At 72.0% G+C, this 22100-nt stretch carries 22 protein-coding genes; 12 read left to right on the forward strand and 10 right to left on the reverse strand.

All coding sequences use genetic code 11. The annotated features are described in order from the left end of the window. Positions 1 to 95: 95 nt before the first annotated feature. Together ACZ69I_RS19995 and ACZ69I_RS20000 are read left to right on the forward strand one after the other, a co-directional pair. Positions 96 to 545, forward strand: a complete 450-nt coding sequence (locus ACZ69I_RS19995; protein WP_470833600.1) for a 2-thiouracil desulfurase family protein — start codon at positions 96 to 98, stop codon at positions 543 to 545. A 78-nt stretch (positions 546 to 623) separates the two neighbouring features. Next, the gene (locus tag ACZ69I_RS20000) at positions 624 to 1844 is read left to right on the forward strand and encodes a saccharopine dehydrogenase family protein (protein ID WP_470833602.1); all 1221 of its coding nucleotides are present in this window, start codon (positions 624 to 626) and stop codon (positions 1842 to 1844) included. Positions 1845 to 1903: 59 nt separating this feature from the next. On the opposite strand, the gene ACZ69I_RS20005 is transcribed toward ACZ69I_RS20000, so the two are convergent. Next, positions 1904 to 3349, reverse strand: coding sequence for a glyceraldehyde-3-phosphate dehydrogenase (locus ACZ69I_RS20005; RefSeq protein WP_470833604.1), 1446 nt, complete (start codon positions 3347 to 3349; stop codon positions 1904 to 1906). A gap of 27 nt (positions 3350 to 3376) precedes the next feature. Further along, entirely contained in the window at positions 3377 to 4108 is a 732-nt protein-coding gene (locus ACZ69I_RS20010; RefSeq protein ID WP_470833605.1) for an endonuclease V, read from the reverse strand. A 180-nt stretch (positions 4109 to 4288) separates the two neighbouring features. Here ACZ69I_RS20010 and ACZ69I_RS20015 point away from each other — a divergent pair, with 180 nt between their 5' ends. After that, entirely contained in the window at positions 4289 to 4804 is a 516-nt protein-coding gene (locus ACZ69I_RS20015) for a hypothetical protein (protein WP_467673882.1), read from the forward strand. A 100-nt stretch (positions 4805 to 4904) separates the two neighbouring features. Beyond that, a complete protein-coding gene (locus ACZ69I_RS20020; protein ID WP_470833606.1) occupies positions 4905 to 6338 on the forward strand; it encodes a flotillin family protein in 1434 nt (477 codons plus the stop codon). Here the strand turns inward: ACZ69I_RS20020 and ACZ69I_RS20025 are convergent. From ACZ69I_RS20025 to ACZ69I_RS20050, 6 genes are all read right to left on the reverse strand, one after another. Continuing rightward, positions 6310 to 7587 carry a PP2C family protein-serine/threonine phosphatase gene (locus tag ACZ69I_RS20025; RefSeq protein ID WP_470833608.1) on the reverse strand — a complete coding sequence of 426 codons (1278 nt, stop codon included), beginning with the start codon at positions 7585 to 7587 and terminating at the stop codon, positions 6310 to 6312. The two genes, ACZ69I_RS20020 and ACZ69I_RS20025, sit on opposite strands and share 29 nt — an antisense overlap. Continuing rightward, on the reverse strand, positions 7584 to 8588 hold the full coding sequence (locus ACZ69I_RS20030; RefSeq protein ID WP_470833610.1) for a SpoIIE family protein phosphatase: 1005 nt from the start codon (positions 8586 to 8588) through the stop codon (positions 7584 to 7586). The genes ACZ69I_RS20025 and ACZ69I_RS20030 overlap by 4 nt, the downstream gene beginning before the upstream one ends. Next, positions 8585 to 8968, reverse strand: coding sequence for an anti-sigma regulatory factor (locus tag ACZ69I_RS20035; RefSeq protein WP_467673884.1), 384 nt, complete (start codon positions 8966 to 8968; stop codon positions 8585 to 8587). The genes ACZ69I_RS20030 and ACZ69I_RS20035 overlap by 4 nt, the downstream gene beginning before the upstream one ends. A 118-nt stretch (positions 8969 to 9086) precedes the next feature. Continuing rightward, positions 9087 to 9482: an STAS domain-containing protein gene (locus ACZ69I_RS20040; RefSeq protein WP_467673264.1), complete on the reverse strand. Its 396-nt coding sequence runs from the start codon at positions 9480 to 9482 to the stop codon at positions 9087 to 9089. Between the two features lie 8 nt (positions 9483 to 9490). Then, positions 9491 to 10372, reverse strand: a complete 882-nt coding sequence (locus ACZ69I_RS20045; RefSeq protein ID WP_467673266.1) for an STAS domain-containing protein — start codon at positions 10370 to 10372, stop codon at positions 9491 to 9493. A gap of 275 nt (positions 10373 to 10647) precedes the next feature. Next, positions 10648 to 11148 (reverse strand): MarR family winged helix-turn-helix transcriptional regulator, encoded by a 501-nt coding sequence (locus tag ACZ69I_RS20050; RefSeq protein ID WP_467673268.1) that lies wholly within the window; start codon positions 11146 to 11148, stop codon positions 10648 to 10650. Positions 11149 to 11253: 105 nt separating this feature from the next. On the opposite strand from ACZ69I_RS20050, the gene ACZ69I_RS20055 reads away from it, so the two are divergent. From ACZ69I_RS20055 to ACZ69I_RS20065, 3 genes are all read left to right on the forward strand, one after another. After that, on the forward strand, positions 11254 to 12420 hold the full coding sequence (locus ACZ69I_RS20055) for a PP2C family protein-serine/threonine phosphatase (protein WP_467673270.1): 1167 nt from the start codon (positions 11254 to 11256) through the stop codon (positions 12418 to 12420). 177 nt (positions 12421 to 12597) lie between these two features. Then, positions 12598 to 13011: an ATP-binding protein gene (locus ACZ69I_RS20060; protein WP_470833611.1), complete on the forward strand. Its 414-nt coding sequence runs from the start codon at positions 12598 to 12600 to the stop codon at positions 13009 to 13011. A gap of 50 nt (positions 13012 to 13061) precedes the next feature. After that, complete coding sequence (locus ACZ69I_RS20065; RefSeq protein WP_467673274.1) at positions 13062 to 13361, forward strand: YciI family protein; 300 nt, start codon at positions 13062 to 13064, stop codon at positions 13359 to 13361. A gap of 14 nt (positions 13362 to 13375) precedes the next feature. On the opposite strand, the gene ACZ69I_RS20070 is transcribed toward ACZ69I_RS20065, so the two are convergent. Beyond that, entirely contained in the window at positions 13376 to 14476 is a 1101-nt protein-coding gene (locus ACZ69I_RS20070; protein ID WP_470833845.1) for a WD40/YVTN/BNR-like repeat-containing protein, read from the reverse strand. 222 nt (positions 14477 to 14698) lie between these two features. Here ACZ69I_RS20070 and ssgD point away from each other — a divergent pair, with 222 nt between their 5' ends. After that, positions 14699 to 15115 carry a spore wall synthesis regulator SsgD gene (ssgD, locus tag ACZ69I_RS20075; RefSeq protein ID WP_467673276.1) on the forward strand — a complete coding sequence of 139 codons (417 nt, stop codon included), beginning with the start codon at positions 14699 to 14701 and terminating at the stop codon, positions 15113 to 15115. Between the two features lie 14 nt (positions 15116 to 15129). On the opposite strand, the gene ACZ69I_RS20080 is transcribed toward ssgD, so the two are convergent. Next, positions 15130 to 15813 carry a GOLPH3/VPS74 family protein gene (locus tag ACZ69I_RS20080; RefSeq protein ID WP_470833612.1) on the reverse strand — a complete coding sequence of 228 codons (684 nt, stop codon included), beginning with the start codon at positions 15811 to 15813 and terminating at the stop codon, positions 15130 to 15132. A gap of 303 nt (positions 15814 to 16116) precedes the next feature. Between ACZ69I_RS20080 and ACZ69I_RS20085 the strand changes: the two genes are divergently transcribed. The 4 genes from ACZ69I_RS20085 (at position 16117) to ACZ69I_RS20100 (ending at position 22044) form a co-directional block, all read left to right on the forward strand. Continuing rightward, complete coding sequence (locus ACZ69I_RS20085; RefSeq protein ID WP_470833614.1) at positions 16117 to 17760, forward strand: ABC-F family ATP-binding cassette domain-containing protein; 1644 nt, start codon at positions 16117 to 16119, stop codon at positions 17758 to 17760. Between the two features lie 10 nt (positions 17761 to 17770). Further along, positions 17771 to 20074 carry an ATP-binding cassette domain-containing protein gene (locus ACZ69I_RS20090; protein ID WP_470833615.1) on the forward strand — a complete coding sequence of 768 codons (2304 nt, stop codon included), beginning with the start codon at positions 17771 to 17773 and terminating at the stop codon, positions 20072 to 20074. 61 nt (positions 20075 to 20135) lie between these two features. Then, entirely contained in the window at positions 20136 to 20912 is a 777-nt protein-coding gene (ddaH, locus tag ACZ69I_RS20095) for a dimethylargininase (protein ID WP_470833616.1), read from the forward strand. 160 nt (positions 20913 to 21072) lie between these two features. Next, positions 21073 to 22044, forward strand: coding sequence for an acyl-ACP desaturase (locus tag ACZ69I_RS20100; protein WP_467673286.1), 972 nt, complete (start codon positions 21073 to 21075; stop codon positions 22042 to 22044). The last annotated feature ends 56 nt before the right edge of the window (positions 22045 to 22100 follow it).

Raw genomic sequence — 22100 nt, forward strand, 5'->3', positions numbered from 1 at the left:
CGTGTTCCACCGCGCACAAGCCCCTGGCGAGCAAGCGCTTAGCCAATTTCGGTCCGCCACCGGGGCCGCGGCGGTCCGGCACCTAACCTGAATCCATGGATTCCGTACTGGTCAGCGCGTGTCTGCGAGGAGTTCCGTGCCGCTACGACGGCCGTGCCAAGCCCTCGCCCGAGCTCGACGAGGCCGTGGCGGGTCGCCCGGTCGTCTCGTTCTGCCCCGAGGCCGCCGGGGGCCTGCCGACGCCGCGCCGCCCCGCCGAGCTCGTGGGAGGCGACGGCCACGACGTCCTGGACGGCACCGCCCGGGTGGTCGAGGACACCGGGCGCGACGTGACGGCCCAGTTCGTGGCCGGTGCGCGGCGCGCGCTGGCGGCCGCGCGGCACGGCGGGTGCGCGGAGGCGCTGCTGATGCCGCGCAGTCCCTCGTGCGGGCGCGGGGCGGTGTACGACGGGTCGTTCGGCGGTGAGCTGGTGGCGGGCGACGGGGTCACCGCGGCGCTCCTGGAGCGGCACGGCATCACGGTCCGCACGGCGCCGGGCGTGTGACCTCGTGATCGCGGCGCGCTCGCCGCACGCTAGCCTCGGCCACCCACAACTGCACGGGGCGCACGGCGGAGAGGTGCCATGACTGCCAAGACCGGTGGTAACAGCAAGAGCCAGCAGGGCAAGAACAGCGATCGCGCGTACGACATCGTGCTCTTCGGAGCGACGGGGTTCGTGGGCATGCTGACCGCGGAGCATCTCGCCGCCCACGCCCCCGAAGGGGTGCGCTGGGCCGTCGCGGGGCGCGACACCACGAAGCTGGAGGCGCTGCGGGAGCGGCTCGCCGCCATCGACCCGGCGTGCGCCGAACTGCCGCTGGTCCACGCCGATGTGGCGGACCCCGCTTCGCTGCGGGATATGGCCGCCCACGCGCGCGTGGTCGCCTCGACCGTCGGCCCGTACCTGACGTACGGGCAGGAACTGGTGGCCGCGTGCGCCGAAGCGGGCACGGACTACGTGGACCTGACGGGTGAGCCCGAGTTCGTCGACCTCATGTACGTGCGGCACGACGCCCGCGCGCGGGAGACGGGCGCGCGGCTCGTGCACTCCTGCGGCTTCGACTCGGTCCCGCACGACCTGGGCGCCTACTTCACCGTGCAGCAGCTGCCCGAAGGAGTGCCGCTGCGCGTCGACGGCTTCGTCCGGGTCGGCGCGCGGTTCTCGGGCGGCACCTTCGCCTCCGCGCTCAACCAGTTCGGGCGGGGGCCCCAGATGCTGGCCGCCGCACGGGAGCGCAAGCAGCACGAGCCCCGCCTCGTCGGACGCAAGGCGTACGCCCCGCCGGGCGCGCCCCGGTACGCGGGCGAGGTCGGCGCGTGGGCGCTGCCGTTGCCGACGATCGACCCGCAGGTGGTGCAGCGCTCGGCGCGCGCCCTGGAGCGGTACGGGCCGGACTTCCGCTACCGGCACTACGCGGCCGTGCGGTCGCTGCCGGTCGCGCTGGGCGCCCCGGCGGCCCTCGGCGGTCTGCTGACGGCCGCGCAGCTGCCGCCCGTGCGGCGGTGGCTGTCCGGGCGGCTCAAGCCAGGCGACGGGCCGAGCCCGCAGCGCCGGGCCGCGTCGTGGTTCTCGGTGCGGTTCGTCGGCGAGGGCGGCGGGATGCGGGTGTTCACCGAGGTCGCGGGCGGCGACCCCGGCTACGACGAGACGGCGCGGATGCTGGGCGAGTCGGCCCTGTGCCTGGCGCTCGACGAGCTGCCTCCGACGGCCGGGCAGGTCACCACGGCGACGGCGATGGGCGACGCGCTGATCGAGCGGCTGCAGGCCGCGGGGCTGACGTTCCGGGTGGCGTCCGTGCGCTAGCGCGGGCATGACGGCGAGGGCCCCGCACGTCACCGTGCGGGGCCCTCGCCGACCGTGGATCAGAGCACCGGCACCGGGTAGGTCGGGTACTCGACTCCGGAGACGTGCTGGACGACCCGGATGACCTGGCACGAGTAGCCGAACTCGTTGTCGTACCAGAGGTAGAGGATCGCGTTGTCGCCGTCGACCTTGGTGGCGCCGGCGTCGATGATCGAGGCGTGGCGCGAGCCGATGAAGTCGTTCGAGACCGCGTCGGGCGCGCTGGTGAAGTCGATCTGGCGCTTGAGCGGCGAGGTCAGCGAGACGTTGCGGAGGTGTTCGAGGACTTCCTCGCGGGTGGTCTCGCGGCCGAGCCGCAGGCTGAGGATCGCGATCGAGACGTCCGGGACCGGGACGCGGATCGAGCTGCCGGTGATCGGCGCCTTGAGGTCGGGCAGCGCCTTGGCGACGGCGGAGGCCGCGCCGGTCTCGGTGATGACCATGTTCAGCGGCGCCGAGCGGCCGCGGCGGTCGGCCTTGTGGAAGTTGTCCAGGAGGTTCTGGTCGTTGGTGAACGAGTGGACGGTCTCCACGTGGCCGCGCACGACGCCGTACTCGTCCGCCATCGCCTTCAGCGGCGGCACGATCGCGTTGGTGGTGCAGGAGGCGCAGGACAGGATCTGCTCGTCGGGCTTGATCGTGTCGTGGTTGACGCCGTGCACGATGTTCGGGACGTCGCCCTTGCCCGGCGCGGTGAGGACGACCTTGTCGACACCGGGGCGCAGGTGCTGCGAGAGGCCCTCGCGGTCGCGCCACTTGCCGGTGTTGTCGATGAGGATGGCGTCCTTGATGCCGTACGCCGTGTAGTCGACCTCGGACGGGTCGTTGGCGTAGATCACCTTGATCTCGTTGCCGTTGGCGACGATCGTGCTGGTCGCCTCGTCGACGGTGATCGTGCCCTGGAACTGGCCGTGGATGGAGTCGCGGCGCAGCAGCGAGGCGCGCTTGACGATGTCCTGCTCGCCGCCCTTGCGGACGACGACGGCGCGCAGCCGCAGGCCGTTGCCGGAGCCGGACTTCTCGATCAGCAGGCGGGCGACGAGGCGGCCGATGCGGCCGAAGCCGTAGAGGACGACGTCGCGGCCCTCGCGGCACTCGATCTTGTTCTCACCGGTGGCGCCGGAGACGGCCTCGGCGGTGAACTCCGCGACCGACAGACCGCGGCCGTCGGCCCGGTACGTCGCGGCGAGCATGCCGAGGTCGATCTGCGAGGGGCCGAGATCGAGGGTGGTGAGAGCCTGCAGGAACGGCAGCGTCTCGGTGACCGAGAGCTCCTCGCCGGCGATCTGCCGGGCGAATCGGTGGGTCTTCAGAATGCTGACCACCGACTTGTTCACCAGGGAGCGGCTGTGCAGCAGGACCGTGACGTCCCGCTCGCGGTGCAGCTTCCCGATGATCGGGATCATCGACTCCGCGATCTCCTCACGGTGCTTCCAATTGGTGAACGAGTCGTCATTGACAGTCACAGGAGTATCTTTCGAGCTAGGCGGCGCTCATATGCTAACTCGCCCCTCATTTGATCCTTCAACCCGGTGCCGTGCGCAGGCCTCGCGCAGCACGGAACGGCACAGGGCGTCCGCGCGGCGGGTGGATTCCGGGAGCCGGAAGCGGGGCGTGAGGCGCAGGGTGTGCGCGCAGGCGTTGGCCAGGCTCACCCGGTGGCCCGCCGAGACGAAGACCGGCTTCACGCCCTCGCGCGTACGCAGCGCACGGCCGACCTCCTCGGCGCCGTCCAGCAGCGGCGCCGCGCTCCCGCGCGCGGCGGCGGGGTCCTCGTAGGTGAAGGTGAACGGATTCTTGGCGACGCCGATCGTCGCAAGGCCCGTCAGCACGCCGAGGTGGCTCGCGAGGCCGAAGCGGCGCGGGTGGGCGACGCCGTATCCGTCGCAGACGACCAGGCCGGGGTCGGCCCGCAGGCCGGCGAGCGCGGCGAGGACCGTCGGGATCTCGCGGAAGGCCAGCAGTCCCGGCACGTACGGAAACGCCACCGTGCCCACCGCCGTCGACTCCTCGACCACGTCGAGCGTCGCGGCGTCGAGGACGACGACGGCCGCGGCGACGACGTCCCGCTCGTCGTCGTAGGCGACGTCCACCCCCGTCACGTGTCCTGCGCCGGGCGGCGGGCCCTTCTCGTCGAGGACGACGCGAGCGCGCAGCTCGTCCTGGACGGCGCGCGCCGTCGGCTCGTCGGTGGGCCAGTCGGCGGGCACGGCGTAGCTGGTCATAGTGCGGGGCAGCCTAATCGGCCCGGCCCCTCCCCTCCCCCGCGGCCGCCGCAGAGCCCACGGCCGACCGGCATCAAAGACGCGTAAAGATTGCCGGAATCCGGCAATGATCCAGTCTCCTCCGCCATGTCACCATCCCTCCGTACCGAGGTGGACGGCACGGACGGGGGAAGTGATCCGATGACGGTGTTTCTCGGTCTCGGCATCGCCGGGATCGTGCTGCTTGCGCTCTCGCTCGCCCTGGACGGCGTGCTCGAAGGCCTCTTCGGAGGGGCGGGCGCGCCGGACGGGCTCTTCGACGGGCTGCTTTCGCTGCCCGTCGTCGCCGGGTTCGTCTCGATGCTCGGCTTCGGCGGAGCGCTCGTCCTCGGTACGACCGGCTTCGGCGCGGGCCCCGCCACCGTCGCGGGCGCCTGCGCCGGAACCGCAGCGGGCTGGGTGACGTGGAAGTTCACCCGGGCCCTGATGCGGGACCAGACCGCCCGCACCCCGCGCGGCGACGACCTCGTCGGCACGGCGGGGTCCGTGGTCACCGCGATCCCGGCCGACGGCTACGGCGAGGTGCTGCTGCGCCTCGCGGGCCAGCCGGTGAAGTTCGCGGCCCGCAGCCCGTTCGCCGTGGCGCGGGGCACCGAGATCTGGGTCGACGCGACGCTGTCGCCGACCTCGGTGGCGGTGCGGCCCGTGGAGCGCTGACCGCGCGCCGGGCCCGCTCGCACCGGTCGCCGCCCACGCGTCGGCCGCACCACTTCACGTAACCGATCTGCCGTCCCCGGGTGGCAGGGGGGAATGCACCATGAGTCCAGTCCTGACCGCCGTCGTCGGAGTCGTCGTACTCCTCGTCCTCTTGGCGCTCGTCGTCATCACGCGCTACAAGGTCGCCGGGCCCAGCGAGGCCTTCATCGTGACCGGGCGGCGCGGCAAGAAGTCCACCGACCCGGACACCGGCCGGGTCATGACCGACAACAGCGGCCAGAAGGTCGTGGTCGGCGGCGGCGTCTTCGTCGTGCCGTTCGTGCAGCAGAAGTTCACCCTCGACCTGTCCTCGCGGCACATCCCCATCGCCGTGCGCGGCGCGGTCACGCTGCGCGGCGTCAAGGCGAACCTCGAAGGCGTCGCCATCGTCAAGGTCGGCGGCACCGAGGACTCGATACGGGCCGCGGCCCAGCGGTTCCTCGTGCAGCAGGACGGCATCGTCGGCTTCACCCAGGAGGTGCTCTCCGGCGCGCTGCGCTCCATCGTGGGGCGCATGTCGGTCGAGGACATCATCCGCGACCGTGCCGCGTTCGCCGGTCAGGTCGCCGAGGAGGCCGAGGCCAGCCTGTCCGGGCAGGGCCTGGTCCTCGACGCCTTCCAGATCCAGGACATCACCACCGAGGGCTCCTACCTGGAGGACCTCGGGCGCCCCGAGGCCGCCCGCGCCAAGCAGGAGGCGGACATCGCGGAGGCGGTGGCGCGCCGTGCCGCCGAGCAGGCGCGGCTGAAGGCCGAGGAGGAGATCGCGATCGCCCAGCGGACGTTCGCGCTCAAGCAGGCCGAGATCAAGGCCGAGACGGACGAGGCCGCGGCGCGCGCGGGCGCCGCGGGACCCCTCGCCGAGGCGGCCAGGCGGCAGGACGTCCTGTCCGAGCAGGAGAAGGTCGCCCAGCGCCAGGCCGCGCTGACCGACCGGGAGTTGGACACCAAGGTCCGCAAGCCGGCCGACGCCGCCCGCTACCAGGCCGAGCAGGAGGCGGAGGCCCGCAGGATCGGCCTGGTCAAGCAGGCGGAGGCCGACGCGGAGCGCGCCCGCCTCACCGGTGAGGGCGAGAAGGCACACCGTGCCGCGCTCGCCGACGCCGTACGCCTGGAGGGCGAGGCGGAGGCCGCCGCGATCGGCGCGAAGGGCACCGCCGAGGCGGAGGCGATGCACAAGAAGGCGGACGCCTTCACGCGGTACGGGGACGCCGCCGTCCTGCAGATGCTCGTCGAGGTCCTGCCGAGCGTGGTCGCCAAGGCGTCCGAGCCGCTCAGCGCGGTGGACAAGATGACGGTGATCTCGACGGACGGGGCGAGTCAGCTCTCCCGTACGGTCGCCGACAACGTCGCCCAGGGGGTCGAACTCCTCAACTCCACCACGGGAGTCGACCTCGCGGAGCTCCTGAAGAACCTCACCGGCAGCAAGCAGGCCGCCCCGACTCCGGCCCCGGCCCCGGCCGCCGTCAACGGCCGGATCGAGGTGACCGACTGACCCCCGTACACCGCATCGCGATGGCCAGGGTGTCGTCCAGGTGAAGCACGTCGCGGAGCAGGTCCTCGGCCAGCAGGCCGGGGATCTGCTCCGTCGGTCGCGTGCGGTGGCGGCACAGGGCCTCCTTGAGCTGGGCCTCCCCCTCGATGGGGTCCCGGCGGCTCTCGGTGAGGCCGTCGGTGTAGAGGAGCAGCACGTCGTCGTCCTCCATGGTCGTGGTCAGGACGCGGTCGCTGCCGGGCAGCGGGAAGCCGATGCCGCGCCCGCGCACCTCCAGGTAGGTCGTGCTGCCGTCCCCGTGGGCGAGTAGGGCCGGCGGGTGGCTGCCGTTGGCCAGCGAGAGCGTGCCGCTCGCCGGGTCGAGGCGGGCCAGCAGCAGGGTGGCCATGACGTTCTGGTCGAAGGGCGCCAGGATGGTGTCGGTCCGGGCCACGATGCTCTCCAGCGGGTGGCCCTCGAGCGCGAGGGTGCGCACCGCGTGGGTGACGGTCAGCGCGGTACGGGTGCTGGTGATCCCGTGCCCGATCGCGTCGACGACGGTGATGTGGACCGTTCCGTCCGGCAGCGTGAACCAGTCGTACAGGTCGCCGCCGGTGGGTGCGTCGTCGCTGGCCGGGGCGTAGTGCACGGCAAGTTCGAGCCCGTCGACGTGCAGTGGCCTGGGGCGCAGCGCGTCCTCCAGGGCGCGCAGGGTGCGGCCGTGCGCGGTGCGCAGCTGCTCGTCGCGCTCTTCGAGCTGCACGTAGAGGGCCAGGACGCCGCTGTTGGTCTCGGCGAGTTCGTGCTTCAGGCGCTGGTGTTCGTCCGCCAGGGTGTCGGCGCGGGCCAGCGCCGCCCGGAGCTCCTCCTCAAGGAGGGCGACGTCGGTTTCGCCGTGCTGCGCCGCCTGGCCGGGGGCGAGCGCCGGGCGGGTCGCCTGCTGGCCGCCGGGCGGCAGCGGCAGGTTCCACACGAACGTGCCGTCGGGCTGGGTCCGCGCGCGCAGCGGCAGGCGGTCCGTCGCCACCTGCGCGCCGGTGCACTGGTGCGGCAGGCGCAGGGCGAGGGTCAGCAGGGGAGCACCGTCCTCCCGCGTCTCCCGGCCGCTGAGCAGGGTGACGGGGCGGCCGCCGCCGAGGGCCGCGGCCGCGACCTCGCTGAGCGACAGGACGAGGCGCGCCCGTTCGTCGGCGGGCAGGCGGTGCCCCAGGGCGATGCTTCGTACGGTGTGCCGCAGGGCCTTGAGCGTACGGAAGGTTTCGCGGGTCATCTCATTCCCGGGTGCGGGCCGAGGGCCAGGACGGTGGCGTCGTCACGACGGCGCCGGTGCGTGTGGGCCAGGGAGGCCGACAGGAGCATCGGGGGCAGCGTGAGGCGCGCGGCGGACGGGCTGTAGGTCCACCGGTGGTCGATCCCGTCGGTGTACAGGATCAGGGTGGTGTGCGCGGTCAGGTCCACGAACTGGCTCTTGGGCGTGGGCAGGTGGTAGCCGACGATGCCGGCCTGGCCGACCAGTTGGTGGTGGATGCCGTGCGGGGTGACGGCGGCGGCGCGGACGTTGCCGATCCCGCAGAACTCGGCACGGTCGCCGGTGACGCGCAGGGCGGCCACGGCGGCGCCGCGCGTGTGGCGCAGCGCCTTGTGCAGTGCGGTGAGGAGGTCCGCCAGCGGGGCGACGGGGTTCGCGAGGAAGGTGCGTTCGGCGCGCTGGGCGGCCGTCGCCGCCTCGGGGCCGTGGCCGAGACCGTCGATCACGAGGGCGGTGCGGACGCCGTCGTGCTCGGCGACGGCGTACCCGTCGCCGCTCGCGTCCTCCCCGTCGGCGGGCAGGCAGAGCGCCCCGAGGGCGGCCGGGGTGCGCGGCGCGTCCGGTTCGGCGACGCGGGCGTGGGCGAGCGTGCCGAGCCCCGCGTCCGAGCGGATGACGAAGTCGGTGGCGATCCGGCGCGCGGCGCCCAGGCCCGCGCCCATCGTCTTGGTGGTGCTGTACCCGTCCCTCAGGCTCAGGTCGATGTCGGGCATGCCGGGGCCGCTGTCGACGGCCATGACGTCCAGACTGCCGCCGAGGGGCGACTTCTGGACGAACACGGCGCCGTTCCTGGCGTGCTTGAGGATGTTGCTTGCCAACTCGCTGGCGAGGACGGCCGCCTGGTCGGGCAGCGCCCCGGGCATGCCACGCGCCACCGACCGGGCCTGGTCGGCCGCACTCTGCACAGCGCTCGGGTGGTCTATGGCGATGTGCAGGGTGCGCGCCGCCGCCCAGGCGTTCACCGTCGTCCGTTCCAGCGCACGGCGGTGATGGTCGTGCCCCGGCCGGGGGTGGTCTGCACCGTGAACTCGTCCATGAGGCGGCGCGCGCCGCCCAGGCCGTGCCCCAGACCGGCGCCGGTGGTGTAGCCGTCGGTGAACGCCTGGTCGAGATCGGCGATGCCCGGCCCCTGGTCGCTGACCGTGAGCCGCAGTCCCCGGTTCTCGCCCTGCCCGATGATCTCCAGGCTGAGCGAGCCCCCGCCGCCGTGTACGTAGGCGTTGCGGGCCAGTTCGCTGGCGGCCGTGACGATGCGGGTCTGGTCCACCAGTCCGAAACCCGCCCTCAAGGTCGCTTCACGCACGGCGTGCCGCACCGAGAGCAGGTCCTCCTCGGCCCGGATGGCGTGCTCGTCACGGACGCCCCCGCTCTCCGCGGAGAGCGCCGAGAGGCCCGCAGACCAGCTCGCCGACGGCCGCTCACCGCGGGCGGGCGCGGGGACGGCGGGCTTGTTGTCGAGGTCACCGTAGAGGGACAACTGGGCTCCCCTTGGGTGATCGCGAGGAGGGCTGCCAGCCCAGCGCGATCATCCCCTGCTCCGCGTTGAGCGTGGTCTCCACGCCGGACAGCTGCAGCCCCAGTTCCACCAGCGTGATCGCGACCGCCGGCCGCATGCCCGCCACTATCACCCGCGCCCCCAACAGCCGCGCCGTGGTCGTCAGTTCCATCAGGGTGCGTGCCACGAAGGAGTCGATGATCTCCAGGCGCGAGATGTCGATCAGGATCGCGCGCGCCCGGTCGGCGACGATGCGCTCCGTGAGCTCCTCGGTGAAGGCGAGCGCCGCCCGGTCGTCGAGTTCGTTCAGCAGGCCGGTGACGAGCACGTCGCCGAGCCGCAGAATCGGTACGCCGCTCAAGCCGCCGCTCACCGCGCATCCGCGAGCGAGGACCGCTGCTCCGGCTGGTCCGTGAGCAGGGGAATGGCGGCGGCGAGGGCGTCGGCCAGCGTCGCGCGCGTCAGGATGCGCGAGAGGTCGATGCCGAGCTGGGCGATGATCTGGGCGATCGGCGGGCGGATGCCGCTGATCACACAGTCGGCGCCCATCAGCCGTACGGCGTTGACCGTCTGCATCAGGTGGTGCGCCACCGCGGTGTCCACGGTGGGCACGCCGGTGATGTCGATGATGGCGACCTGCGCCTCGTCCCGCTCGATGGCCTCCAGCAGGTTCTCCATCACGACCTGGGTGCGGGTCGTGTCGAGCGTACCGATCAGCGGGACGGCCAGGACCCGGTCCCAGATGCGCACCACGGGAGTGGACACTTCGAGGAGCTGGCGGCTCTGGCGCCGGATGATCTCCTCACGGCCCTCGACGAAGATCTCGAAGGACTTGGCGCCCGCGGTGTCGAGGAGCCGGTTGATGAACAGGGCCGCCTGGTACAACGCGGTGACGTCACGCGTGTCCTGCTGCACGGCTTCCAGCAGCGCTTCCTTGAGGGTGAGCACGGCCATGTAGGTGGCGGAGGCCGAGGCACCTCCTCTGGCGCGGCGCAGCGAGAGGTCGGCGATGGCCTGGCGCAGGCCCTGGTGCGAGGCGACGACCTGCTGCACCGGATAGTCCGTCTCCAGGCCGGCCAGCAGCGTCTCGACCAGGGAGTCGGCCTCCTCGTTCAGTTCGGCCTCGGTGATGCCCGTCTCCAGGACCGCCTGTGCCGACTGGAGCTCCACCCAGCGATCGGCGACCCTCTCCCCCTGCTCACGCAGGGCGGTGATGACGCGCAACCGGGCCTCGGGTTCACTGGTGTTCATTCCACCCACCTTAGCAATTGTTGTCGCACGGCAAATGTTAACCGAGGGCGACGATCTTCCGCAGGCAGAGGCCACGATGCGTCAACTACGCGATTCAGCCGCACCCTTGCCGCCGGGGTCCGGCCACTCGCCGGGCCACAGCGCCTCATTCACCCGAACCCCACAGCTCTCGGTCCTTCACGACCGTCTGCATGTACCTGGATACGCCCGAAGTAAACCCGCGCAATCAGGCGAACGGGCACCGCACGGCCCGCGACGCCGTGCCGCTCAGGCCGTCAGGCGGACTCCGCCGCACGGTCGCCCGCCGGACCCGGCCGGGGCGTGGTGCACTCCACCGCGGCGTGGAAGCCGCTCAACCCCTTCACCAGGGCCGAGCGTTCCGCGGGCCGCATGGCCGAGATGGCTTCGAGCAGCGCGCTTTCCCGGCGGGCCCGCAGTTCGTTGAGGTAATTTTCTCCCCGGCTCGACAAGCGCAGTTCGAGCTCACGGCGGCTGACGGAGCTGAGCGACCGCTCGATGAAGCCCAAGGCGTGAAGGCGGTCACACATACGACTCACCGACGACGGCGCCGACCCCAGATACTCGCCGAGGGTGCGGAGATTGATCCCCTGAGCACCGTCCAGGGCGTACAGCACACGCAGCTGCGACGACGAGACAGGTGCTGTCGGCGTGATGTCCCTGCCCCTGCTCCACAGCACTTCGAGCAGCTCGATGACTTCCCGGGCAGCATGCGCGGCCGCGTCCCGGCGGCCCCCGACGGAAGTTTCGGAATCCATGCCCTCAACTGTGACACTTCGCAATGGCCCTGTCAGTCGCTGAGGCATGGGCGGCCACGGCTCCTTCACAAGCTCATCCGAACCGGAACAGGTGGTACCAGACACGTGGACAGATTCACGGCAGTGGAACGTGCACTGCGCAAATCCGCACCGCACGCGCTCGTGGAAGCGGTGCAGGAGGCTCTCGCTGTTCACTACGCGGCCCACTCCGCCGAGCTGCTCATGGCCGACTACGCGATGACCATACTCCAACCGGTCAACGCCCTTCCGTTTACCGCGGCGCCCGTTCCGGTCCACACCAGCGCGCCCGGCCGTGCGTTCGGGGCCCAGGAACCGTACGTCGAGCCGGACGGCCCCGCGGACCTGAGCACCGTCCACCTCCCCGTGACCGTACGGGGAGACCGCATCGGCATCCTCACCGTGCACCTCCCCGCCCCGGCCTGTGACCCCGCCACCGTCGGCGAACTCGCCGACGTGGCCGAGATCCTGGGCCACGCGATCGTGGTGGCGGAGCGCGACACCGACCTCTACCTCCAGGCCCGGCGGGCCGAGCGGCTCACCCTCGCCGCCGAGATGCAGTGGCAGCTGCTGCCCGGCCGCTCCTGCTCCCGCCCCGAGTACGACCTCGGGGCCCAGCTCGAACCGGCGTACGCCATCTACGGCGACAACTTCGACTGGTCGACCTCCGCCGACCACCTCACCCTCACCATCTCCAACGGGATGGGGACGGGCATCCAGGCCGCCCTGCTCACCAATCTGGCTGTCAGCGCGATGCGCAACGCCCGCCGGGCGGGCCTGTCCCTGACCGACCAGGCCTGCCTGGCCGACCAGGCCGTCTACGGACACTTCCAGGGCGCCGCCCACCTCTCCGTGCTGCTCCTGCGCTTCCACCTCGGCACGGGCGAGACGGAGATCATCGACGCGGGCTCTCCGACGATGTGGCGGGTGCGCGACGGCAGGCCGGGGCCCGTCGAACTGGACGCGCAGCTCCCGCTCGGCATGTCCGAGGACACCCCGTACACCACGGAGCACTTCCGGGTCCGGCCCGGCGACCGGCTCCTGTTCGTCAGCGACGGCGTCTACAACACGGCGTCGCCGACGGGCGAGCGCTACAGCGAGCGGGCGCTCGGCCGGGCGATGACGAGCACCCGCCTCCTGCCGCCCTCGCAGGTGCCGCGCGCGGTGCTGAAGGAGCTCGCGGGGTACCGCGGGCCGATCGACGCCGAGGACGACGCGATGATCGTGTGCCTGGACTGGCGAGGGCGCGCCTGACCTCCCGCACCCGGTCGACGTGCGGGTTCGACGCCCGGCCTGCCGCGGAGCGGCGGTTCGGCACTCCTCCTGGGCATTTCTCCCGCGCAACAGGGCGTTGAACCCGCCACTTTTCGGGCAAGAGTTCCTCTCGTACGGCCACCGTTCGGTCTGGCCAACCCATGAAGGAGGAGGCTCATGCGGACACAGCACAAAGCGCTCAGCACCGGGCCACCGGCCACGGCCACCTTCGACAAGAGCCCCGAGGCGGTCTCCGACGCGCGGGAGCTCACCCGCGGCTTCGTCGAGGGGCTCAGTCCCGCCGTGGACGACCAGCACGCCGCGAGCATAGAACTCGTCGTCTCCGAGCTCATCACCAACGTGGTGCGCCATGCCCGCGGCGCCCTGTGCGCGCTGCGCCTGCACGCCCACGGCGACGTCATCACCGTCGCCGTCACCGACGCGGACCCGCGTCCGCCGCGGCAGCGCACCCCCGACCTGGAGGGCGGCACCGGCGGCTTCGGCTGGCCCATGGTCCAGCAGCTGGCCAGAGCCGTCCGCGTCACGCTCGACCCCACCGGAAAGACGATCCGGGCGGAACTGGCGCGGTAGCGCCCGAGGTCCCCGGCCGGGCGCGCGGGGAGCCCGGTAGCCTCGCGATCATGTTCATCCTCGAATTGACCTACACCGCGCCGCTCGCCGCCGTCGACGAGCAGCTGGCCGCCCACGTCCGCTGGCTCGACGAGCAGTACGAGGCCGGGGTGTTCATCGCCTCCGGCCGCAAGAACCCCCGCGACGGCGGCGTGATCATCGCCGTCGCGGACGACCGCGCGCGGATCGAGAAGCTCCTCGCGACGGACCCGTTCACGCTGGCCGGGGTCTGCGAGTACCGCGTCACCGAGTTCTGCGCGACGAAGACGGCACCGGAGCTCGCCCCGTACCGCGAGCAGCTCCCCGCCTGACCGGCGGCACAGGCTCAGTCCCGCTCCAGGCGGGCGATGCGCCCCTTCTCCCCCGAGGCCCAGCAGCCCCGGTCCCGGGCGCAGTCGACGGTGTCGTACGAGCCCGAGTCGACCGTCCGCCAGCTCCGGCCGCCGTCCGTGGTGAGGTCGGTGCCCGTGGGGCCGACGGCGAGGGCCGTGGAGCGGCTGTGCGGGAGCCACGTCACGCCCGAGCGGTAGGCGGGCGGCGGGCGCCCCGCCGGGTCCCAGCGGCGGCCGCCGTCCCGGGTGACCGCCGCCGCCTTCGGCGAGGCCTGGCCCGCCCGGTAGTCGCCGCCGACCGCGAGGCCGTGCGCACGGTCGCGGAAGGCGAGCCCGAAGACGCCGCGGGCCGGGTCGCCCGCAGGGATCGGCGCGTCGGTGCCCGTCCAGGTCAGCCCGCGGTCCCCGGAGTGCAGGACGCGCGCCCGCGCCGCCCCGCCGGTGGCCAGCCACACGTCGCGCGGCCCCGAGCTCACCAGGCACTGGCCGCTGGCCGCGAAGCCGGCCTCGCCCTCCTGCGCGGCGGGCATGCCTGCGTTCGGCAGGACCTTCCAGGAACGGCCGCCGTCGGCGGTGGAGAGCATGCGGTACTTGCCGTCGACCGGATCGCTCATGGCCAGGCCGTGGCGGCGGTCGAAGAAGGTCATGCAGTCGTAGAAGGCCTTGGCGTCGGTGTTGCGGAAGGACTCCGTCCAGGTCTTGCCGCCGTCGGACGTCCGCAGCACCCGCGAGGCCTCGCCCTCACCGATGGCGAGCACCACCGCGCGCCGGCCGTCGAAGGCCTCGACGTCCCGGAATTCGAGGGCGGCGGCTCCCGGCGGGGAGACTTCGCGCCAGGTCTTGCCGCCGTCGGACGTCCGCAGCACGGTTCCCTTCGTACCGGCCGCCCAGGCGGTGTCCCGGCTGACGGCGGCGAGGCCGCGGAAGCGTGCGTCGGTGCCGCTGTCCTTGAGCTGCCAGCGCGGACTCCGGTCCGGGTGGTGCGCCGGGCCGTCCGCCCGTGCGGTGCCGGGAGCCGCGAGGACGGCCCCGGCGAGCGCCGCCCCGCAGAGTCCCGTGAGTATCGTCCGCCTCGTCGACTTCGTCTTCCCCATGCCCCTCATGCCGGGCGAAGCTAGCCGACGCGCGCAGGCTCGTCCAGATGGCCTGAAGGGGTCCCCCGTGCGACGGGCGCCGGGAACCGCGGGCGCCGCCACGGTGTCGCGGTGACAGAGGTCACTCGGTCCGGCCCACCCTCCGTGTGCACGGATCCCGTCTTTCCGTCGTCTAGTCAAGTGCCGACCCCAGTCGTCCAGCAGTCAGTGAGGGAGCAGGCGTTGTCCACCGTCATCGAGCAAGCCGTAGAGGCCCGCCTCGTCGCCGCCGCGCCGCGGATGCCGACCATTCCCGCGACCCTCCACTACGACCCGCAGGACCCCTTCGCCGTGCGCATGAGCTTCCCCGCGCCCGCGACCCTGGAGGGCGTCGAGGTCTACTGGACCTTCGCCCGCGAGCTGCTCATCCACGGCGTGGAGCGGGCGGTGGGTGACGGCGACGTGCGCGTACGGCCGTACGGTTTCGACCGCACGGTCGTGGAGTTCCACGCCCCCGAGGGCACCGCGATCGTCCACGTGCGCACCGGCGACCTCCACCGCTTCCTGCACCGCACGACGGTGCTGGTCCCGGTCGGCCAGGAGCACCGGCACGTCGATCTGGACCAGGACCTCGCCGAGCTGATGCGGGACGCCTGCTGACCCGGCCCGCCCGGTCAGCCGCCCCCTCCACCGCCCGACGAGCGCGCCGCCTCGGCCGCCGCGACGGCGGAGGCGAGCGCCTTGCGGAGGTGGTGCAGCAGGGTGCGCAGCTCCGGTGAGTCGCCGCCGCGGTCGGTCAGGACCTCGATGCGGTCCTGGTACCGCCTGCGGTCCCTGCCGGTCGCGACGGGGCGCAGTTTGCCGGTGGCGGCGCAGACGGCGAGCGCCGCGTCACTCTCGGTGATCTCCGTGACGTCCCGCGGGCCGCTCAGGACGGCGAGCGTCTCCGCGTGCAGCGCCTCGGCGTATCCGACACGTTCCAGTTCCCACTGCCGGGCGGGGAAGAGCCCGAGGACGCGTCTGCGCCCCTCGCGCAGATAGCCGTGGACGGCGAGCTGGTCGCGGACCGCGCGCAGGGTGGCGCGGGAGCGGTGTGCCATCCACCCCCGCCACGTGCGCGGACGGGACTGTTCGACGAGTTCGAGGAGGGCGTCGAGGACTGGGTCGCCGGTGCGGGCGTCGACGACCGGGGTGACGATGCCGTCCGTCTCCAGGAGCATGCCGCGCTGGGCGAGCTCCGCGAGGGCGCCGGCCCGGACGACGAGGTGGAGATCGGGTCCCCCGGCGAACCTGCGCTTGTCCGGGTGCCACGAGAGCAGGTAGAGCCTGGCGGGCAGGGACAGCGTTCCGAAGTGCACGGTGCCTCCTCTTCGGATGTCGCGAGCCCTCACGATAAGGCGTTGACACGGTCCCCACGGGCTCCTACGGTCTAGAACGGTTCTGTTGCCGTCGATAGGAGAAGGACGTTGCTCGTCTGAGGTCATGAGACACCGCGTCACACAGCTTTCGCTGTCGTGCACGTCGCGTGCGACCTCGGCATACGAGCCGTCCCGTCCCCCGGCACAGGCCTTTTCTCGTTTCTCCGGCCTCACACCCCTGCCGCGGTGTCTCGAACGCGTTGCCCCTGACCGCGCTCCACACCACGCAACCGCGAGGCCCGTATGTCTACTTTCCCCACCTCCGTCGCCTGTACGTCGCTCTCCTTCGCCTGGGCCGACGGCACCGCCGTCCTCGACGGCCTCCAGGTCTCCTTCGGACCCGGCAGGACCGGCCTGATCGGCGCCAACGGGTCAGGAAAGTCAACCCTGTTGAAGCTGATCGCCGGTGAGCTGACCCCCACCGAGGGCACCGTGCGCGTCGCGGGCGAGATCGGTTACCTGCCGCAGAACGTCACCCTCGACACCGGCCTGCGCGTGGACGACGTGCTCGGCATCGCCACGGCCCGCGCCGCGCTGCACGCCATCGAGGCGGGCGACGTGCGTGAGGAGCACTTCGCCGCGGTCGGGGACGACTGGGACGTCGAGGAGCGCGCCCGCGCCACCCTCGACCAGCTCGGCCTCGGCCACATCGGCCTTGACCGCACCACGGGCGAGGTCTCCGGCGGCGAGTCGGTGCTGCTGCGCCTGGCCGCGCTGCTGCTGCGCCGCCCCGACGTGCTGCTGCTCGACGAGCCGACCAACAACCTCGACCTGTACGCACGTCGGCGCCTGTACGCGGCCGTCGAGGCGTGGTCCGGCGTCCTTGTCGTGGTCAGCCACGACCGGGAACTGCTGGACCTCGTCGACCAGATCGCCGACCTGCGGGATGGCGAGGTCACCTGGTACGGCGGCAACTTCTCCGCGTACGAGGAGGCGCTCGCCACCGAGCAGGAGGCGGCGGAGCGCATGGTGCGCGTCGCCGAGTCCGACCTGAAGAAGCAGAAGCGCGACCTGGCCGACGCCCAGGTGAAGCTGGCCCGCCGCAAGCGGTACGGCCAGAAGATCCAGGACAGCAGAAGCCAGCCGAAGATCCTCATGGGGGCGCGCAAGCGGGCCGCGCAGGAGTCCGCGGGCAAGCACCGCATCATGCACGAGGAGAAGCTCGCCGAGGCCAAGGAGCGCCTCGACGACGCCGTGGAGGCGGTGCGGGACGACGACGAGATCCGCGTCGACCTGCCGCACACCCTCGTCCACCCGGGGCGCACCGTGCTCACCCTGAGCGGCCTCGAACTGCGCTACGGAGCGCGGGTGGAGGGCGAGTTCGAGCTGCGCGGCCCGGAGCGGATCGCGCTGATCGGACGCAACGGCGCGGGCAAGAGCACGCTTCTGCGCACCATCGCCGGGGAGCTCGCGCCGGTCTCCGGGGAGGCCGTCGCCCACGTCCCGACGCGCTTCCTGCCGCAGCGCCTCGACGTGCTCGACGGTGAGCTGACCGTCGCCGAGAACGTGGCGGCGTACGCCCCCGAGGCGACGAACAACCGCGTCAGGGCGCGTCTCGCCCGCTTCCTGTTCAAGGGGGCCAAGGCGGATCAGCGGGCGGCGACCCTGTCGGGCGGCGAGCGGTTCCGCGCGACGCTCGCGGCGCTGCTGCTCGCCGAGCCCGCGCCGCAGCTCCTCATGCTCGACGAGCCGACGAACAACCTGGACATGGCAAGCGTGCAGCAGCTCTCGACGGCCCTGGAGTCGTACCGGGGCTCGCTGATCGTGGCCAGTCACGACCTGCCGTTCCTGGAGTCCATCGGCATCACGCGGTGGCTGCTCCTGGACGGGGAACTGAAGGAGATCACCCAGGAAAAGAAGACAGAAGCTGTCGGGTATTTTGCCTAGCGTCGGGTGCATGCACCAGGAATCGCACCAGTACATCACCATTGACGGAGCCCGGGAGAACAACCTCAGGGAGGTGAGCCTGCGCATTCCCAAGGGCAGGCTCACGGTCTTCACGGGGGTGTCCGGGTCCGGGAAGTCGTCGGTCGTCTTCGACACGATCGCGGTCGAGTCGCAGCGCCAGCTGGGCGAGACGTTCACCTGGTACGTCCGCAACCGGCTGCCGAAGTACGAGCGGCCGCAGGCGGACGCCATCGAGGAGCTCTCGCCCGCGATCGTCGTCGACCAGAAGCCGATCGGCGGCCACTCCCGCTCCACCGTGGGCACGATGACGGACATCTACTCCGTGATCCGTGTGCTGTTCTCCCGGCACGGCACGCCGAGCGCGGGCCCGGCGGCGGCCTACTCGTTCAACGACCCCTCGGGCATGTGCCCGGGGTGTGACGGGCTCGGCCGCACCGTGCGGCCCGACTACGACCGCATCCTCGACCCCGCCAGGTCCCTGGCGGACGGCGCGATCCTCTTCCCGCCGTTCACCGCGGGGACCTGGCAGGGCCAGACGTACACGAACTCGCCCGACCTGGACGCGCACAAGCCGGTCGGTGAATTCACCGACAAAGAACGGCAGTTCCTGCTCCGTGGCGGGCGCCGGAAGGCGAAGGTCAACGTCAACAACACGGGCGGCGCGCGGGACATCGACTACGAGGGGCTCGCCGACCGGTTCGAGCGGCTCTACCTCAACCGCGACCTCTCGACGCTCTCCCAGAAGACCCGTGACCTGGTGCAGGGCTTCCTGCACGAAGGCGCCTGCCCGGCCTGCCACGGGGCCCGGCTCCATCCCGCGGCGCTCGCCACCCGCGTCAACGGCCTGGGCATCGCCGACTGCACCCGGATGGAAGTGACCGACCTGATCCGGGAGTTGGGACGCGTCGAGGGCGCGGTGGCGGGGCCGATCGCCCGGGCCGCCGTCGCGGCGCTCGAACGGATCGAGGCGATCGGCCTCGGCTACCTCAGCCTCGACCGCGAGACCTCCACGCTCTCCGGCGGCGAGGGGCAGCGCCTGAAGATGGTGCGCCACCTCGGCTCCAGCCTCACCGGCATGACGTACATCTTCGACGAGCCGAGCGTCGGCCTGCACCCGCGCGACGTGGGGCGCCTGAACGACCTCCTGCTGCGGCTGCGCGACAAGGGCAACACCGTGCTCGTCGTGGAGCACGATCCGGACGTGATCGCGGTCGCCGACCACGTCGTCGACATGGGCCCCGGGGCGGGCACCGACGGCGGCCTGGTCGTCTTCGAGGGCACGCCGGACGAACTGCGGCGGGCCGACACCCTCACCGGGCGCCATCTGCGGCGCACCACCGGCGTCAAGGAGCACCCGCGCGAGGCGCGCGGCGGCCACTGGATCGAGAAGGCCGCGCTGCACAACCTCAAGGACGTGAGCGTGCGGGTGCCGACCGGGGTGCTCACGGCGGTCACCGGCGTCGCCGGGTCCGGCAAGAGCACGCTGGTGTCGAGGGCGTTCACCGCGGCGCACCCGGAGGCCGTGGTCGTGGACCAGTCCTCCATCGGCATCTCGGGCCGCTCCACCCCGGCGACGTATCTCGGGATCATGGACACGGTGCGCAAGCTCTTCGCGCGGGAGACGGGCGCGAAGGCCAGCCTGTTCAGCTTCAACTCCCACGGTGCGTGCGAGCGTTGCCAGGGGCGCGGGATCATCTACAGCGACCTGGCGTTCATGGACCCGGTGACCACCACGTGCGAGGCGTGCGAAGGGCGCCGGTTCAAGGACGAGGTGCTGCGGCTCACCGTGGACGGCCGGTCCGTCGTGGACGTGCTCGGGATGACGGCCGGGCGGGCACTGGACTTCTTCGAGCGCTTCGACGACACGGCGGTACGCCGCCGGCTGCGCGCTCTGCGGGACGTGGGTCTCACCTACCTCACGCTCGGGCAGCCGCTGAGCACGCTCTCCGGCGGCGAACGCCAGCGCATCAAGCTCGCCACCCAGCTGCACCGCACGGGCACGACGTATGTCCTGGACGAGCCGACCACCGGCCTGCACATGGCGGACGTCGACGGGCTGCTCGCGCTGCTCGACCGGCTCGTCGACGCGGGCAACACGGTGCTCGTCGTCGAGCACAACCTCGATGTCGTCAAGCACGCGGACTGGGTGATCGACCTGGGCCCCGACGGCGGCAAGCACGGCGGGCGGATCGTGTTCGAGGGGACGCCCGCGGAGCTGCTCGGCGCCGAGGGGTCGTTCACGGCGGATCATCTGCGAAGCACTCTGGGCCTGGAGCGTGAGCGCGCTGCATGATGTGCGGCACGACCCCGCCCGGCGAGGGCGGCGGCGACCCGCCGCGTGAGGAGAGTCAGCCGTGCCCAGCAAGAAGGCCCTGATCCGCCGCCCCGGCCCACGCCTCGCCGAGGGCCTGGTCACCCACCTGGCACGCACCCCGGTGGACACGCGGCGCGCGGCGGAGCAGTGGGAGGCGTACGCGGCGGCCCTCGACCGGCACGGCTGGGAGATCTTCGAGGTGGAACCGGCCGACGCCTGCCCGGACGCGGTCTTCGTCGAGGACGCGGTGGTCGTCTTCCGCAACGTGGCGCTGATCGCCCGGCCGGGCGCGGACTCCCGGCGGGACGAGACGCCGGGGGTCGAGGAGGCGGTGGCCCGGCTCGGCTGCTCGGTGAACTGGGTGTGGGAGCCCGGCACGCTCGACGGCGGCGACGTCCTCAAGATCGGCGACACGCTCTACGTGGGGCGGGGCGGCAGGACGAACGCGGACGGGGTGCGGCAGCTGCGGGCCGTCTTCGAACCGCTGGGGGCGCGGATCGTGCCCGTCCCGGTGACCAGCGTCCTGCATCTGAAGTCCGCGGTGACGGCGCTGCCGGACGGGACGGTGATCGGATACGAGCCGCTGGTCGACAGCGCCTCGCTCTTCCCGCGCCTCCTGCCCGTACCGGAGGAGGCGGGCGCGCACGTGGTGCTGCTCGGTGGCCCGAAACTGCTGATGGCGGCGAGCGCGCCGAAGAGCGCGGAGCTCTTCGCCGATCTCGGATTCGAGCCGGTTGCGGTGGACATCAGTGAGTTCGAGAAGCTCGAAGGGTGTGTGACGTGCCTCTCAGTGCGGCTGCGTGAACTGTACGGCTGACCAGCATTGAGGCCGTTGTTGCCCAGGGGACGGGCGGGGCCCCGCCTCACGGACCCTTTACGGCGGGTTTAACCTACGGCAACGTAACCTACGAGACCGTAGGTAGGCGGTGCACCGCTCGCGCCGCCGTAAGAACTCCCGTCCCCCTTCTGGAGCCCCCGTGACGATCACCTCTCCCCACCTCGGCAGCGCGGACAGCTGGACCGACGCCCGGCTGCTGTACGCGCTGGAGGAAGTGGTCGAGCAGGAACTCAATCGCCACCTCAAGGTGGCCAAGGACTGGATGCCCCACGAGTACGTCCCGTTCTCCGACGCCCGCAACTTCCCCGGCATCTTCGAGGACGGCGAGGCGTGGGAGAAGGGCCAGTCCCCGGTCACCGACATCGGGCGTATCGCCCTGGTCGTCAACCTGCTCACCGAGGACAACCTCCCCAGCTACCACCACGAGATCGCCTCCCTCTTCGGCCGCGACGGCGCCTGGGGCACCTGGGTGCACCGCTGGACGGCGGAGGAGGGCCGGCACGGCATCGTGATGCGCGACTACCTCCTCGCCTCGCGCGCCGTCGACCCGGACCAGCTCGAGCAGTTCCGCATGGCGCACATGAGCGAGGGCTTCGAGTCGGACAACCGCCACTCGATGCTGCACTCGGTCGCGTACGTCGCCTTCCAGGAGCTGGCGACCCGCATCTCGCACCGCAACACCGGACACCAGTCCGGCGACCCGGTCTGCGACCGCATGCTGGCGCGCATCGCCACCGACGAGAACCTCCACATGGTCTTCTACCGGAACCTCCTGAAGGCCGCCTTCGAGCTCGCCCCCGACCTGACGATGCAGGCCGTGCGCGACGTGGTGGTCAACTTCCGGATGCCGGGCCACGGCATGCCCGGCTTCGAGCGGGCCGCCGCGCAGATGGCCATCGGCGAGGTCTACAACATGCGCATCCACCACGACGACGTGCTCCAGCCCGTGCTGCGCTTCCTGAAGGTCCTGGAGATCGACGGCCTCGGCCCCGAGGGCCTGAAGGCCCAGGAGGAGCTCGGCTTCTTCATGAGCGGCCTCGACGCGGAGGCCTCGAAGTTCGACGAGCGCCTCGCCGCCCGCAAGGCCCGGATGGCGGCGCGCGACGCCTGACGCCGTACGGCCCCGGGGTCCGCGCCCCGGGGCCGTTCACCCTCGCTGATCCCGCC

The organism is Streptomyces sp. NPDC036815 (genome assembly GCF_055609205.1).

Coding starts and splice junctions, on each gene's coding strand:
- ACZ69I_RS20045 (WP_467673266.1), bottom strand. CDS start 10,372: ATGAACACCAGTGAACCCGAGGCCCGGTTGCGCGTCATCACCGCCCTG.
- ACZ69I_RS20050 (WP_467673268.1), bottom strand. CDS start 11,148: ATGGATTCCGAAACTTCCGTCGGGGGCCGCCGGGACGCGGCCGCGCAT.
- ACZ69I_RS20020 (WP_470833606.1), top strand. CDS start 4,905: ATGAGTCCAGTCCTGACCGCCGTCGTCGGAGTCGTCGTACTCCTCGTC.
- ACZ69I_RS20085 (WP_470833614.1), top strand. CDS start 16,117: ATGTCTACTTTCCCCACCTCCGTCGCCTGTACGTCGCTCTCCTTCGCC.
- ACZ69I_RS20010 (WP_470833605.1), bottom strand. CDS start 4,108: ATGACCAGCTACGCCGTGCCCGCCGACTGGCCCACCGACGAGCCGACG.
- ACZ69I_RS20090 (WP_470833615.1), top strand. CDS start 17,771: ATGCACCAGGAATCGCACCAGTACATCACCATTGACGGAGCCCGGGAG.
- ACZ69I_RS20070 (WP_470833845.1), bottom strand. CDS start 14,476: ATGGGGAAGACGAAGTCGACGAGGCGGACGATACTCACGGGACTCTGC.
- ACZ69I_RS20065 (WP_467673274.1), top strand. CDS start 13,062: ATGTTCATCCTCGAATTGACCTACACCGCGCCGCTCGCCGCCGTCGAC.
- ACZ69I_RS20000 (WP_470833602.1), top strand. CDS start 624: ATGACTGCCAAGACCGGTGGTAACAGCAAGAGCCAGCAGGGCAAGAAC.
- ACZ69I_RS20060 (WP_470833611.1), top strand. CDS start 12,598: ATGCGGACACAGCACAAAGCGCTCAGCACCGGGCCACCGGCCACGGCC.
- ACZ69I_RS20025 (WP_470833608.1), bottom strand. CDS start 7,587: ATGACCCGCGAAACCTTCCGTACGCTCAAGGCCCTGCGGCACACCGTA.
- ACZ69I_RS19995 (WP_470833600.1), top strand. CDS start 96: ATGGATTCCGTACTGGTCAGCGCGTGTCTGCGAGGAGTTCCGTGCCGC.
- ACZ69I_RS20015 (WP_467673882.1), top strand. CDS start 4,289: ATGACGGTGTTTCTCGGTCTCGGCATCGCCGGGATCGTGCTGCTTGCG.